Origin of the sequence: Streptomyces sp. E-08 (assembly GCF_049913095.1) — a bacterium.
Lineage (GTDB): Bacteria > Actinomycetota > Actinomycetes > Streptomycetales > Streptomycetaceae > Streptomyces.
In genome coordinates, this window is sequence record NZ_CP183971.1 from 6,898,401 (window position 1) to 6,911,729 (window position 13,329).

At 73.4% G+C, this 13,329-nt stretch carries 13 protein-coding genes; 12 read left to right on the top strand and 1 reads right to left on the bottom strand.

What is annotated here, in order from left to right:
• Nucleotides 1-80 precede the first annotated feature (80 nt).
• The 3 genes from ACN9MM_RS31750 to ACN9MM_RS31760 all read left to right on the top strand — a co-directional run bounded on the left by ACN9MM_RS31750 (nt 81) and on the right by ACN9MM_RS31760 (nt 2,153).
• Entirely contained in the window at nt 81-1,175 is a 1,095-nt protein-coding gene (locus ACN9MM_RS31750) for a bile acid:sodium symporter family protein (RefSeq protein ID WP_426367153.1), read from the top strand.
• 76 nt (nt 1,176-1,251) lie between these two features.
• On the top strand, nt 1,252-1,773 hold the full coding sequence (locus ACN9MM_RS31755) for an isochorismatase family protein (protein ID WP_383695910.1): 522 nt from the start codon (nt 1,252-1,254) through the stop codon (nt 1,771-1,773).
• Nucleotides 1,770-2,153: a (2Fe-2S) ferredoxin domain-containing protein gene (locus tag ACN9MM_RS31760; protein WP_426367154.1), complete on the top strand. Its 384-nt coding sequence runs from the start codon at nt 1,770-1,772 to the stop codon at nt 2,151-2,153. Before ACN9MM_RS31755 ends, ACN9MM_RS31760 begins: the two co-directional genes overlap by 4 nt.
• 22 nt (nt 2,154-2,175) lie before the next feature.
• Here the strand turns inward: ACN9MM_RS31760 and fdhD are convergent, their stop codons facing one another.
• Entirely contained in the window at nt 2,176-3,012 is an 837-nt protein-coding gene (fdhD, locus tag ACN9MM_RS31765; protein ID WP_426367156.1) for a formate dehydrogenase accessory sulfurtransferase FdhD, read from the bottom strand.
• A 227-nt stretch (nt 3,013-3,239) separates the two neighbouring features.
• Between fdhD and ACN9MM_RS31770 the strand changes: the two genes are divergently transcribed.
• From ACN9MM_RS31770 to ACN9MM_RS31810, 9 genes are all read left to right on the top strand, one after another.
• A complete protein-coding gene (locus ACN9MM_RS31770; RefSeq protein ID WP_426367158.1) occupies nt 3,240-4,184 on the top strand; it encodes a beta-ketoacyl-ACP synthase III in 945 nt (314 codons plus the stop codon).
• 145 nt (nt 4,185-4,329) lie between these two features.
• The gene (locus ACN9MM_RS31775; protein WP_426367159.1) at nt 4,330-4,857 is read left to right on the top strand and encodes a hypothetical protein; all 528 of its coding nucleotides are present in this window, start codon (nt 4,330-4,332) and stop codon (nt 4,855-4,857) included.
• Between the two features lie 193 nt (nt 4,858-5,050).
• Nucleotides 5,051-5,731: a class F sortase gene (locus tag ACN9MM_RS31780; RefSeq protein ID WP_426368875.1), complete on the top strand. Its 681-nt coding sequence runs from the start codon at nt 5,051-5,053 to the stop codon at nt 5,729-5,731.
• 158 nt (nt 5,732-5,889) lie between these two features.
• The gene (locus ACN9MM_RS31785; protein ID WP_426367160.1) at nt 5,890-7,071 is read left to right on the top strand and encodes an ROK family protein; all 1,182 of its coding nucleotides are present in this window, start codon (nt 5,890-5,892) and stop codon (nt 7,069-7,071) included.
• 222 nt (nt 7,072-7,293) lie between these two features.
• Nucleotides 7,294-8,814, top strand: a complete 1,521-nt coding sequence (locus ACN9MM_RS31790; RefSeq protein WP_426367161.1) for a sugar ABC transporter ATP-binding protein — start codon at nt 7,294-7,296, stop codon at nt 8,812-8,814.
• Nucleotides 8,811-9,812 (top strand): ABC transporter permease, encoded by a 1,002-nt coding sequence (locus ACN9MM_RS31795; RefSeq protein WP_426367162.1) that lies wholly within the window; start codon nt 8,811-8,813, stop codon nt 9,810-9,812. Before ACN9MM_RS31790 ends, ACN9MM_RS31795 begins: the two co-directional genes overlap by 4 nt.
• A gap of 54 nt (nt 9,813-9,866) precedes the next feature.
• Nucleotides 9,867-10,904, top strand: coding sequence for a substrate-binding domain-containing protein (locus ACN9MM_RS31800; RefSeq protein ID WP_426367163.1), 1,038 nt, complete (start codon nt 9,867-9,869; stop codon nt 10,902-10,904).
• Nucleotides 10,905-10,945: 41 nt separating this feature from the next.
• Nucleotides 10,946-12,130: a Gfo/Idh/MocA family protein gene (locus ACN9MM_RS31805; protein ID WP_426367164.1), complete on the top strand. Its 1,185-nt coding sequence runs from the start codon at nt 10,946-10,948 to the stop codon at nt 12,128-12,130.
• Between the two features lies 1 nt (nt 12,131).
• Entirely contained in the window at nt 12,132-13,136 is a 1,005-nt protein-coding gene (locus ACN9MM_RS31810; RefSeq protein WP_426367165.1) for a sugar phosphate isomerase/epimerase family protein, read from the top strand.
• The last annotated feature ends 193 nt before the right edge of the window (nt 13,137-13,329 follow it).

Here is a 13,329-nt window from a genome sequence, read left to right on the forward strand (position 1 = left end):
GAGCGCTGTACGGGATTCCCGATCACCGGGTCGTGGAGCAGGATGGACGGGCGCGATCCCCCGTAGGAGCCCTGGAGCCCATGACCCCCCGTACGCCCGGCCGTACCGCACGCCGTACCCTCCGCCTGCCGTCCCGGCTGCCCGTCGACGGGTACGTCCTCGCCCTGCTCGGCACGGTCGCGCTCGCCGCGCTCCTCCCCGCCTCCGGGGCCGCCGCGACCGTCACGAAGGGCGCGTCGACCGGGGCCGTCGCCCTGCTCTTCTTCCTCTACGGCGCCCGGCTCTCCACCCGCGAGGCCCTCGACGGCCTCAAGCACTGGCGGCTCCACCTCACCGTCCTGGGCGCCACGTTCCTGCTCTTCCCGCTCCTCGGCCTCGCCGCCCGTGGCCTCGTGCCGGGCGTCCTCACCCCCCAGCTCTACAGCGGGTTCCTCTTCCTCTGCCTGGTGCCGTCCACCATCCAGTCCTCCATCGCGTTCACGTCGATCGCCCGGGGCAACGTGCCCGCCGCGATCTGCGCCGGCTCGTTCTCCTCCCTCGCCGGCATCGTCCTCACCCCGCTGCTCGCGGCCCTCCTCCTCGGCAACAGCGCGGGCGGCCTGTCCGCCGACGCGCTCCTGAAGATCGTGCTCCAGCTCCTCGTGCCGTTCCTGGCCGGGCAGCTCCTGCGCCGCTGGGTCGGAGGCTTCCTCGTCCGGCACAAGAAGGTCCTCGGCCACGTCGACCGGGGGTCGATCCTCCTCGTCGTCTACACCGCTTTCAGCCAGGGCATGGTCGCCGGCATCTGGCACCTGGTCACCCCCGCCCGGCTCGGCGCGCTGCTCGCCGTCGAGGCCGTGCTCCTCGCGGCGATGCTGGCCCTGACCTGGTACGGGGCCGGGCGCATGGGCTTCGACCGGGCCGACCGGATCGCGATCCAGTTCGCCGGCTCGAAGAAGAGCCTGGCGGCCGGGCTGCCGATGGCGAGCGTCCTCTTCGGCCCGCAGGCCTCCCTCGCCGTGCTCCCGCTGATGCTCTTCCACCAGATGCAGCTGATGGTCTGCGCGGTCCTCGCGAAGCGCCGTTCGGAGGACCCGGCGGACCCGGCGGACCCGGAGGACCCGGCGCCCGCCCGTTCACCCGCGACCGCCGCCGCCCCCGTACACGCCCCCGAGGTCCCGTCGACCGGCACGTGACCGGGTGCGCGGTCTGTCGGCCGGATCACGTCCACTCCCGGCACGTGATGATCATCCGGGCCGCTACGGTGCTCCCATGCCCGCACTCGCACCCGGCAGCACCGCGCTCGTCCTCGTCGACCTGATGGAACGCATCGTCGCGCTGCCCCTCGCCCCCCGCCCCGGCACGGACGTCCTCGCCGCCTCCGCGCGGCTCGCCGACACCTTCAGGGCCGCCGGCGCGCCCGTCGTCCACATCCGCGTCGAGCGGCCGAACGTCGACGCCCAGCCGCCCGGCAGCGAGCTCGTCCCGGACCTCGTCCACGACGGAGACCCCGTCGTCGTCAAGCGCACGATCGGCGGCTTCCAGGACACCGGACTCCACGAACTGCTCTCCGGACTCGGAGCCACCACCCTCGTCCTCGGCGGCATCGCCACCAACCTCGGGGTCGAGTCCACCGCCCGCGCCGCCTGCGACCTGGGCTACGAGCTGGTCTTCGCCGAGGACGCCATGTCCGCCCTCACCGCCGACGAGCACCGCGCCTCCGTCGACCTCGACTTCCCCCGCCTCGGCACGGTCGCCCCCGTCTCCGAGATCTCCCTGGACGGCGCCGAGTGACCCCGGTGCCGATACGGTACGGGGCCCGGCCCTGCTCCCTCGTCGTCTGCCGGGGCTGCTGCTGCGGCGACGCCCGCAAGAACCCGGGCATGGACCACGCGGGCCAGCTGGCCCGCCTGCGCGCGGCCGCCGCGGCCTCCGGGGGCCGCCTGATCGTCCGTACCAGCGACTGCCTCGGCCCCTGCGCCCAGGCCAACGTCCTCGTCGTCCAGCCCTCCACCGAGGGACGGCGCCGGGGCGGCCGGGCCGCCTGGATCGGCTGGAGCGCGGACGACGACTGCCTCGACGAGGTCCTCGCCTGGACCGAGGCCGGCGGCCCCGGCGTCAGCCCGCCGCCGGCCACCCTCGCCCTCCAGATGATCGACCCGCCGAAGAACTAGGGGGCCTGCCGATCAGGCCGGCCTAGGACGTCCTCACGTCGATCCGGTGCTCGCCCGCGTACACGTTCATGTCCGGCCCCCGCAGGAAGCCGACCAGCGTCAGGCCCGTCTCGGCCGCCAGGTCCACGGCGAGCGAGGACGGCGCCGACACCGCGGCGAGCACCGGGATCCCCGCCATCACGGCCTTCTGCGCCAGCTCGAACGAGGCCCGCCCCGACACGAGCAGCACCGCGCGCTCCAGCGGCAGCAGCCCCTCCCGCAGCGCCCGCCCGACCAGCTTGTCCACCGCGTTGTGCCGGCCCACGTCCTCCCGTACGTCGAGCAGCTCGCCGTCCTCCGTGAACAGCGCCGCCGCGTGCAGCCCGCCCGTCGAGTCGAAGACCCGCTGCGCCGCCCGCAGCCGCTCCGGGAGCAGCGAGAGGAGACCCGGGGTCAGCCGGACCGGGGGAGTGTCGGCGATCGGGAAGCGGGCCGTCGTGCGGACCGCGTCGAGGCTGGCCTTGCCGCACAGCCCGCACGAGGACGTCGTGTAGACGTTCCGCTCCAGCGAGATGTCCGGGACCTCCACGCCTGGCGCGAGCTGCACGTCCACCACGTTGTACGTGTTCCGGCCGTCCTCGGTGGCGCCCGCGCAGTACACGATGTTCCGCACGTCCGACGCCGCCGCCAGGACCCCCTCGCTCACCAGGAAACCGGCCGCGAGCGCGAAGTCGTCGCCCGGAGTGCGCATGGTGATCGCGATCGGCCGTCCGTTCAGCCGGATCTCCAGCGGCTCCTCCGCCACCAGGGTGTCGGGCCGCGTGGTGACCGCACCGCCCCGGATCCGCAGGACACGCCGTCGCTCGGTGACCCGTCCCATCGTGACCGCACTCGATTCTCTCCGCAGGGAAGGCCGGGAAGGCCCTGACCGCCCCATTCTCCGCCACGCGCGCGCCCGTGCGCGCACCCGCTCCCGCCAGGCCCGTTGTCACGGTCGGCCAAGCGATTCGGGGGAATGTTGGTGGTTTACGTCACCGGTTACTGATCAGTCGCTGGCAAGACTGGGGGATCCTGCCGGACGAACGAACCACCTAGGGGGTCCCGAGTATGACGGGCACTCGCATTGCCGCGCTCGGGCACTACCAGCCCGCCAAGGTGCTGACCAACCACGACCTGGCCGAGCTGGTCGACACGAGCGACGAGTGGATCCTCAGCCGGGTCGGCATCCGCACCCGGCACGTCGCCGGACCGGACGAACCCGTCGACGAGCTCGCCGCCCACGCGGGCGGCAAGGCCCTCGCCGCAGCCGGTCTCACCGCCGCCGACGTCGACCTCGTCCTCGTCGCGACCTCCACCGCGATCGACCGCTCGCCCAACACCGCCGCCCGGGTCGCCGCCCGTCTCGGCATGGGCTCGCCCGCCACCATGGACCTCAACGTGGTCTGCGCCGGCTTCACCCACGCGCTCGCCACCGCCGACCACGCGGTCCGCGCCGGGGCGGCCCGCCGCGCACTCGTCATCGGCGCCGACAAGATGACCGAGATCACCGACTGGACCGACCGCACCACCTGCGTCCTCACCGGTGACGGGGCGGGCGCCGCGATCGTCGAGGCCACGGAGACCGACACCGGCGCCATCGGCCCCGTCCTGTGGGGCTCGGTCCCGGAGATGGGCCACGCCGTCCGCATCGAGGGCACCCCGCCCCGCTTCGCCCAGGAGGGCCAGTCCGTCTACCGCTGGGCCACCCAGCAGCTGCCCGCCCTCGCCCGGCAGACCTGCGAGCGCTCCGGCATCGCCCCCGAGGACCTCGCGGGTGTCGTCCTGCACCAGGCCAACCTGCGGATCATCGAGCCGCTCGCCGCGAAGATCGGCGCCGTCAACGCCGTCGTCGCCCGCGACGTCGTCGACTCCGGCAACACGTCGGCCGCCTCCATCCCCCTGGCCCTGGCCAAGCTGGTCGAACGCGGCGAGCTGCCCTCCGGTGCCCCCGTCCTCCTCTTCGGCTTCGGCGGCAACCTGTCCTACGCCGGTCAGGTGATCCGGGTCCCGTAGTCCCGTGGTCCGCCGTGCCCCGTTCGGCGGAGCCCGGTGGCGGCACGCCGGGGGCGGACCTAGCTTCGATCGCGGTGAGGGTCGTCCCTTTCCCGACGCGGAATCGCTCCGCGGCCGGGGCCCTCCCGTGATCTGGAGGACCGCCATGCGCGCGATACGTGCCGCTTCCGCCGCCCTGCTCAGCGCCGTCGCCGTCGTCGCGGTCGCGCCCGTGGCCCTGGCGGCCGGCGACGGCAACCACGACATCACGTCGTTCGGCTTCTCCGTCACTCCCGCGACGATCGCCCCCGGCGGCACCGTCACCCTCACCTCGGACGGCTGCGAAGTGCCGTCCGTGACCGTCACCTCCGGCGTGTTCGAGACCGTGACCCTCAACGAGGGCCGCCCGGGCACCGCGACCGTCGACGTCGACGCCAAGGCCGGAGCCCAGTACGAGATCACCTTCGACTGCAAGGGCGAACGGGGCACCGCCCCGCTCACCATCGCCCAGGGCGGCGACACCGGCACGCACACCGGAGCGCACAAGGGCGTGAAGGCCGGCTACGGGACCGCCGCCGGCACGGACACCGCCGGGCTCGGGGTGACCCAGGCCGTCACGGGCGTCCTGCTGATCGCCGGAGCGCTCGGTGCCGCCGTCGTGCTGACCCGCCGCCGCGCCGGCGGCCGCGCCTGACGGCCGGGACCCCGGGGCGTCCGAAACGGCCCCTCCGCCCCGGTGTGACGAGGTCCGGGGCGGAGGGGCGCCAGCATGGGGTGAGCGGCGGCGGGGCGGGACGCACCGCCGCAGCGGCGTGAGGAGGGCAGTGGACGTGAGGCACGGGCAGGAGGCGGGGGAGCGGGTGGACGACAGCGCGACCGGTACCGCCATCGGCACCGACGCCGGTGCCGAGGCCGGCTCCTCTCCCGGTACCGGACGGCGCGGCGCCTGGGGTGTCGTCGCCGTCGTCCTCCTCATCGGGGTGCACCTCGTACGCGGCGGTACGGGGGAGCTCCAGGCCGCCGGCCCGCCCCAGCCCCTCGCCGCCGCCGCGCCCGACGGGACCCGGGCCGGCCTCTCCGCCCTCGCTCCCTTCCCCGCACCCGCTCCGCTGCCCGCCTCGCCCCCGGTCCGGGTCCGTGTGCCCGCCGTCCGCGTCGACGCGCCCGTCACCCGGGTCGGGCTCGACGCCGACGGCTGGATCGAGGCCCCGCCGCCCGGGGAGAAGCGGCTCGCGGGCTGGTTCACCGGCGCGGTCACCCCCGGCGAGCGCGGCACGGCCGTCGTCGTCGGCCATGTCGACACCCCGGGCGGGCGGGCCGTCTTCTACGACCTCGGCGCCCTCGGCAAGGGGCACCGGGTGGAGATCGACCGCCGTGACGGCAGGACCGCGGTCTTCGCCGTGTACGGGGTCGAGGTCGTCCCGAAGGAGGGATTCCCCGCCGAGCGGGTCTACGGGGACGCCGGCGTCCCCGAGCTGCGGCTCATCACCTGCGGCGGCACCTTCACCGAGGAGAGCGGCTACGCCGGCAACGTGGTGGTCTCGGCCCGTCTCGTCGAGGTGCGCTGACCACCCCTTCTCCCCAGCTACCCCCGTCTTTGTCCTCGACCGGGAAAAAGTAGGGGCGGATTCCTGCTCGACTTCTTCCCACCCCGGTACGCCACTGCTACGTTCCCCTCGAAAGCCCGCACACGAGCGTGTACGAGAGGGAGGGGCGCGTGAGGCGCATGACGGCACGACCTGCCAACCGGCACCAGGCGCGACTCCTCCGGCTGTTGCGCGACGGAGGACCCAACTCCCGCGCACAGCTGGGAGACCAGATCGACCTCTCGCGCTCCAAGCTCGCCGTCGAGGTCGACCGGCTCCTGGAGACCGGCCTCGTCGTCGCCGACGGCCTCGCCGCCTCCCGGGGCGGCCGCCGCTCGCACAACATCCGCCTCGCGCCCGAACTCCGCTTCCTCGGCGTCGACATCGGCGCCACGTCCATCGACGTGGCCGTCACCAACGCCGAGTTGGAGGTGCTCGGGCACCTCAACCACCCCATGGACGTCCGCGAGGGCCCCGTCGCCGTCTTCGAACAGGCCCTGTCGATGGCGGCGAAGCTCCGCTCCACGGGCATCGCGGAAGGGTTCGACGGCGCCGGCATCGGCGTCCCCGGCCCCGTCCGCTTCCCCGAGGGCGTCCCCGTCGCACCCCCGATCATGCCCGGCTGGGACGGCTTCCCCGTACGGGAGGCACTCAGTCAGGAACTCGGCTGCCCCGTCATGGTCGACAACGACGTGAACCTCATGGCCATGGGGGAGCAGCACGCCGGCGTCGCCCGCTCCGTCGGCGACTTCCTCTGCGTCAAGATCGGCACCGGCATCGGCTGCGGCATCGTCGTCGGCGGCGAGGTCTACCGCGGTACGACCGGCAGCGCCGGCGACATCGGACACATCCAGGTCGAACCCGACGGCCGCCCCTGCGCCTGCGGCAACAACGGCTGTCTGGAGGCCCACTTCAGCGGCGCCGCCCTGGCCCGCGACGCCGAGGACGCGGCGCGCGCCGGCCGGTCCGAGGAGCTCGCCGCCCGCCTCGCGGCGGCCGGACACCTCACCGCGGCCGACGTCGCCGCGGCCGCCGCCGCGGGCGACGCCACCTCGCTCGCCCTCATCCGCGAGGGCGGCAACCGGGTCGGGCAGGTCATCGCCGGACTCGTCAGCTTCTTCAACCCCGGTCTGGTGGTGATCGGCGGCGGAGTCACCGGCCTCGGTCACAACCTCCTCGCCAGTGTCCGCACCCAGGTCTACCGGCAGTCCCTGCCCCTGGCCACCGGCAACCTCCCCATCGTCCTCGGAGAACTGGGCCAGACCGCCGGAGTCACCGGCGCGGCCCGCCTCATCAGCGACCACCTCTTCTCGCCGGCGTAACACGCTCGCGCGGTTCGCCCCCTCGGTCGATGACGCGTGCCCACCGGGCCGCGCCCGCCGACCACCCCCGCGCCCCACCGTCGCGCGCCCCACCGTCGTACCCGACCCCGCGCCCCACCGTCGTACCCGACCCCGCGCCCCACCGTCGTACCCCACCGCCAAGGCACACCCGCGCCCGCCGGAGGCCGCCCGCCGCCCGCACCCGCCGAGGGGAACTTCGTCATGGCCCCAGAACAACGCCCACCCCTGCTCACGATGGAAGGCATCACCAAGACCTTCCCCGGCGTCCGCGCCCTCGACGGCGTGAACCTCGACGTCACCCCCGGCGAGGTCCACTGCCTCCTCGGCCAGAACGGCGCCGGAAAGTCCACCCTCATCAAGGTCCTCGCCGGTGCCCACCAGCCCGACGACGGCCGCATCACCTGGGACGGCGAACCCGTCCGGCTCCGCTCCCCGAGCGCCGCCGTCCGCCTCGGCATCGCCACCATCTACCAGGAGCTCGACCTCGTCGAAGGACTCTCCGTCGCCGAGAACGTCCACCTCGGACACGAGCCCACCACCGCCGGCTTCGTCCGTACCCGCGCCGCCCGCGCCACCACCACAGCCCTCCTGAAGCGGCTCGGTCACCCCGAGATCGACCCCGCCCGCCACGTCGGCGAACTCTCCGCGGCCCAGCGGCAGATCGTCTCCATGGCCCGTGCCCTCTCCCACGACGTGCGCCTCATCGTCATGGACGAACCCTCCGCCGCCCTCGACCCCGACGAGGTCGCCAACCTCTTCCGGATCGTCGCCGACCTCACCGCCGAAGGCGTCGCCGTCGTCTACATCTCCCACCGCCTGGAGGAGATACGCCGCATCGGCGACCGCGTCACCGTCCTCAAGGACGGCCGGGCCGTCGCCCGCGGACTGCCCGCCGCGACCACCCCCACCCGGGACGTCGTCGCCCTCATGACCGGCCGGGACGTCCCGTACGTCTTCCCCGAGAGGCCCGGTGGAACCCGCACGGCCGAACCCGTCCTCCGTGTGCAGGGCCTGGCCAGGAAAGGGGAGTTCGAGGCGCTCGACCTGGAACTGCGCCCCGGGGAGATCGTCGGACTCGCCGGCCTCGTCGGCTCCGGCCGCTCCGAGATCCTGGAGACCGTCTACGGGGCCCGCAGACCCACCGCCGGACGGGTCCTCGTCGACGGACGGCCGCTGCGGCCCGGCAGCGTGCCCGCCGCCGTCCGCGCCGGTCTCGGCCTCGCCCCCGAGGAACGCAAGGCGCAGGGCCTGCTCCTCCTCGAATCCGTCACCCGCAACGTCTCCGTCTCCTCCCTCGCCCGCTTCTCCCGGGCCGGCTGGGTCGACCGCACCGCCGAACGCGAGACCGCCAGGACCGCGACCCGCGAGCTGTCCCTCCGCCCCGACCACCCCGAGGCCCGGATCCGCACCCTCTCCGGCGGCAACCAGCAGAAGGCGGTCCTCGCCCGCTGGCTGCTCCGCGGCTGCCGCGTCCTCCTCCTCGACGAACCGACCCGGGGCGTCGACGTCGGCGCCCGCGCCGAGCTGTACGCCGTCATCCGCCGGCTCGCCGACGACGGCCTCGCCGTCCTCCTCGTCTCCAGCGAGGTGCCCGAGGTCCTCGGCCTCGCCGACCGCGTCCTGGTCCTGCGCGAGGGCCGGGTCGTGCACGAGGCGCCCGCCCCTGACCTCGACGAACACCGCGTACTCGACCTCGTGATGGAAGGGAGTCCGACCGCATGACGCTCACCACCCCGGCCGAGGTGCCGGCCCGGGACCGCCGCAGGCGCGCGCTCGGCCTCAGAGCCGACGTCCGCAACCTGTCCCTGCTCGGCGTCCTCGCCGCCCTGATCCTCGTCGGCGGCCTCACCCGGCCCGCCGAGTTCCTCGCCGGATCCAACCTCCAGCTGGTCCTGACCCAGGCCTCCGTCATCGGTGTCGTCACCGTCGGCATGACCTTCGTCATCACCAGCGGCGGCATCGACCTCTCCGTCGGAGCGATCGTCGCCCTCGCCTCCGTCTGGGCCACCACCCTCGCCACCCAGGAGTCCGGCTTCGCCGGAATCCTCTTCACCGCGGTGGCCGTCGGACTCGGCTGCGGCCTCGTGAACGGCGTCCTCGTCGCGTACGGCGGGATGGTCCCCTTCATCGCCACCCTGGCGATGCTCGCCTCCGCCCGCGGCCTCGCCCTCCAGATCACCGACGGCAAGACGCAGATCGTCACCGTCCCGTCCGTCCTCGACCTCGGCGTCCCCGACGCCTACGTCCTCGGGATCCCGCCGCTCGTCCTCGTCTTCGCCGCCGTCACCGCGGCGGGGTGGCTGCTGCTGAACCGCACCACCTTCGGCCGCCGCACCGTCGCCGTCGGCGGCAACCCCGAGGCCGCCCGCCTCGCCGGCATCGACGTCCGCCGCCAGCGCCTGTACCTCTACCTGCTGTCCGGCCTGTGCTGCGGCATCGCCGCCTTCCTCCTGATCGTTCTCGCGGGCTCCGGCCAGAACACCAACGGCAACCTGTACGAACTCGACGCCATCGCCGCCGCCATCATCGGCGGCACCCTCCTCAGCGGCGGCCGCGGCACCATCGTCGGCTCCGTCCTCGGCGTCCTCGTCTTCACCACCATCACCAACATCTTCGCCCTCAACAACCTCCAGAGCGACGTCCAGCAGATCGCCAAGGGCGCGATCATCGTCGCCGCCGTCCTGGTCCAGCGCCGCACGGCCCGCGACGGCGACGCCTGACCTCTCCTCCCGCACGCCCCCCGCAGTTCCTCCCCTCCGAAGGGTTGATCCGCCATGCCCGAAACCAGCCGCAGACACCTCCTCCTCGGCGGCGCCGCCGTCTCCGCCGGAGCCCTCCTCACCGCCTGTACGAGCAACGAGCCCAAGAACCAGGCTCCCGTCGCGAGCGCCGCCCCCGCCGCCGGCGACAAGCCCGGCACCCCCGTCACCATCGGCTTCGCCGGACCGCAGGCCGACCACGGCTGGCTCAACGCCATCAACGAGAACGCCAAGCGGCGCGCCGAGAAGTACGCCGACGTCACCCTGGAGATCACCGAGGGCTCCAACGACACCGCCGCCCAGATCGGCCAGGTCCAGACCCTCATCAACAAGAAGGTCGACGTCCTCGTCGTCCTGCCCGCCGACGGCAAGGCCCTCACCCAGGTCGGCCTCCAGGCCATGAAGGCCGGCATCCCCGTCGTCAACCTCGACCGGATCTTCGCCTCCCCGCAGGCCTACCGCTGCTGGATCGGCGGCGACAACTACGGCATGGGCCTCAACGCCGGCCGCTACATCGGCGAACAGCTCAAGGACAAGCCGGACGCCACCGTCGTCGAACTCGCCGGCATGGACAGCCTGGAACTCACCCGACAGCGCACCCAGGGCTTCGACGACGCCCTCAAGAACTACCCCAACATCCGCAAGGTCGCCCGCCAGGCCGCCGACTTCACCGTCGAGTCCGGCCAGGCCAAGATGGCCCAGCTCCTCCAGGCCCAGTCGGCGTTCGACGCCCTGTGGAACCACGACGACGACCAGGGCGTCGGCGCGCTCCGCGCCATCGCCCAGGCCGGCCGCAAGGACTTCCTCATGGTCGGCGGCGCGGGCGCCAAGTCCGCCATGGACGCCATCAAGGCCGACGACAGCGTCCTCAAGGCCACCGTCCTCTACCCGCCGACCATGGCCGCCTCCGCGATCGACCTCGCCCGCGCCCTCGGCCAGAAGAAGGGGATCGGCGGCATGTCCGAGCTGGAGATCCCCGCCTCGATCACCCTCTACTCGGCCGTCGTCACCAAGGAGAACGTCGACGAGTACCTGCCCACCGGCTTCAACTGACCACCGACGCCGGCACGCACCACGAAACGGGAGGAACACAGATGGAAGAGACGCTTGGCGTCGGGATGGTCGGCTACGCCTTCATGGGCGCCGCCCACTCGCAGGGCTGGCGCACCGTGGGGCGGGCCTTCGACCTGCCGCTGCGGCCGGTGCTCGCCGCCGTCGCGGGCAGGGACGCCACCGCCGTGCGGGCCGCGGCGGACCGGCACGGCTGGGCGGCGGCGGAGACCGACTGGCGGGCCCTCGTCGCCCGGGACGACGTCCAGCTCGTCGACGTGTGCACGCCCGGCGACAGCCACGCGGAGATCGCGGTCGCCGCCCTGGAGGCGGGCAAGCACGTGCTGTGCGAGAAACCGCTCGCCAACACCGTCGCCGAGGCCGAGGTGATGGCGGCCGCCGCGGAGGCCGCCGCCGCCCGGGGCCAGGTCGCCATGGTCGGCTTCAACTACCGCCGGCTGCCGGCCCTCTCGTACGCCCGGCGGCTGATCGCCGACGGCCGGCTCGGCGCCCTGCGGCACGTGCGGGTCACGTACCTCCAGGACTGGCTCGTCGATCCCGGCTTCCCGCTGACCTGGCGCCTGGAGCGCGAGCACGCCGGGTCGGGGGCGCTCGGGGACCTCGGGGCACACGCCGTGGACCTGGCCCAGTACCTCGCGGGGGAGTACCTGGTCGGGGTGTCGGCGCTCACCGAGACCTTCGTACGGGAGCGGCCGCTGCTCGCCGGGGCCGCGGCCGGTCTCTCGGCGGGCCCGGGATCCGGCGCGTACGGTGCCGTGACGGTCGACGACGCGGCCCTGTTCACCGGGCGGCTGGCCTCGGGAGCGCTCGCGTCCTTCGAGGCGACCCGGATGGCGGCCGGCCGGAAGAACGCGCTGCGCCTGGAGATCAACGGGGCGAAGGGCTCGCTCGCCTTCGACCTGGAGCGGCTCAACGAACTGTCCTTCCACGACCACACCGAGCCCGCCGTCTCGGCCGGCTTCCGGCGCATCCTCGTGACCGAACCCGGCCACCCGTACCTGGAGGGCTGGTGGCCGCCCGGCCACGGACTCGGCTACGAGCACACCTTCGCCCACCAGGCCCGCGACCTGGTCATCGCCGTCGCGACCGGGACCGCCCCGGCGCCGTCCTTCGCGGACGGGCTCCAGGTCCAGCGGGTGCTGGCCGCGGTGGAGGAGAGCGCGGAGAAGAACGCCGTGTACACCCCCGTACCCCGACAGGAGCCGTGACGTGCCCCGACCCTTCACCCTCTTCACCGGCCAATGGGCCGACCTGCCCCTGGAGGAGGTCTGCCGGCTCGCCCGCGACTTCGGCTACGACGGCCTCGAACTCGCCTGCTGGGGAGATCACTTCGAGGTCGACAAGGCGCTCGCCGATCCCGCGTACGTCAAGGGGAGGCGCGAACTGCTCGACGCGTACGGCCTGAAGTGCTGGGCGGTCTCCAACCACCTGGTGGGGCAGGCGGTCTGCGACCATCCCATCGACGAACGCCACCAGGCGATCGTGCCCGCCCGGATCTGGGGCGACGGCGACGCCGAGGGCGTGCGCCGGCGGGCCGCCCGTGAGCTCGCGGACACCGCGCGGGCCGCGGCGGCGCTCGGCGTCGACACCGTCGTCGGTTTCACCGGCTCGTCGATCTGGCACCTGGTGGCGATGTTCCCGCCCGTCCCCGAGCGCATGATCGAGCGCGGCTTCGAGGACTTCGCCGAACGGTGGAACCCGATCCTCGACGTCTTCGACGCCGAGGGCGTGCGCTTCGCCCACGAGGTGCACCCCAGCGAGATCGCGTACGACTACTGGACCACCGAGCGGGCTCTGGACGCCGTGGGGCGGCGGCCCGCCTTCGGGCTCAACTTCGATCCGAGCCACTTCGTCTGGCAGGACCTCGACCCCGTCGGCTTCCTGTGGGACTTCCGCGACCGGATCTACCACGTGGACTGCAAGGAGGCCCGCAAGCGGCTCGACGGCCGCAACGGGCGGCTCGGCTCCCATCTGCCCTGGGGCGACCCGCGGCGCGGCTGGGACTTCGTCTCCGCCGGGCACGGCGACGTGCCCTGGGAGGACGTCTTCCGGATGCTGCGGTCCATCGGCTACGGCGGACCCGTCTCCGTCGAGTGGGAGGACGCCGGCATGGACCGGCTGACCGGCGCGCCCGAGGCGCTGTCCTTCCTCAAGCGGTACGACTTCGACCCGCCGGCGGCCTCCTTCGACGCCGCCTTCGGGAGCGGTGACTGAGGTCCCCCGGACTCCACCGCGGGAGTCTTTGTCCTCTCACGGTGGAAAGTTCGATCGAAGCGTGCACAAGGGGTTCACGGAGTGGACGAACCTCGCTACGGTCCCTGATGTGTACATGGCGTAACTGGCCCATTCGACCAGCGTGACGGCGCGCGCCGGTCCCCGGACATCCGCACACCCCTACTCCGGAGGA

Bases quoted from the DNA above. Each gene is read 5' to 3' on its own strand.
- ACN9MM_RS31795 (WP_426367162.1), top strand. From the start codon at position 8,811: ATGACGCTCACCACCCCGGCCGAGGTGCCGGCCCGGGACCGCCGCAGG.
- ACN9MM_RS31770 (WP_426367158.1), top strand. From the start codon at position 3,240: ATGACGGGCACTCGCATTGCCGCGCTCGGGCACTACCAGCCCGCCAAG.
- ACN9MM_RS31755 (WP_383695910.1), top strand. From the start codon at position 1,252: ATGCCCGCACTCGCACCCGGCAGCACCGCGCTCGTCCTCGTCGACCTG.
- ACN9MM_RS31775 (WP_426367159.1), top strand. From the start codon at position 4,330: ATGCGCGCGATACGTGCCGCTTCCGCCGCCCTGCTCAGCGCCGTCGCC.
- ACN9MM_RS31800 (WP_426367163.1), top strand. From the start codon at position 9,867: ATGCCCGAAACCAGCCGCAGACACCTCCTCCTCGGCGGCGCCGCCGTC.
- ACN9MM_RS31750 (WP_426367153.1), top strand. From the start codon at position 81: ATGACCCCCCGTACGCCCGGCCGTACCGCACGCCGTACCCTCCGCCTG.
- fdhD (WP_426367156.1), bottom strand. From the start codon at position 3,012: ATGGGACGGGTCACCGAGCGACGGCGTGTCCTGCGGATCCGGGGCGGT.
- ACN9MM_RS31790 (WP_426367161.1), top strand. From the start codon at position 7,294: ATGGCCCCAGAACAACGCCCACCCCTGCTCACGATGGAAGGCATCACC.
- ACN9MM_RS31805 (WP_426367164.1), top strand. From the start codon at position 10,946: ATGGAAGAGACGCTTGGCGTCGGGATGGTCGGCTACGCCTTCATGGGC.
- ACN9MM_RS31785 (WP_426367160.1), top strand. From the start codon at position 5,890: ATGACGGCACGACCTGCCAACCGGCACCAGGCGCGACTCCTCCGGCTG.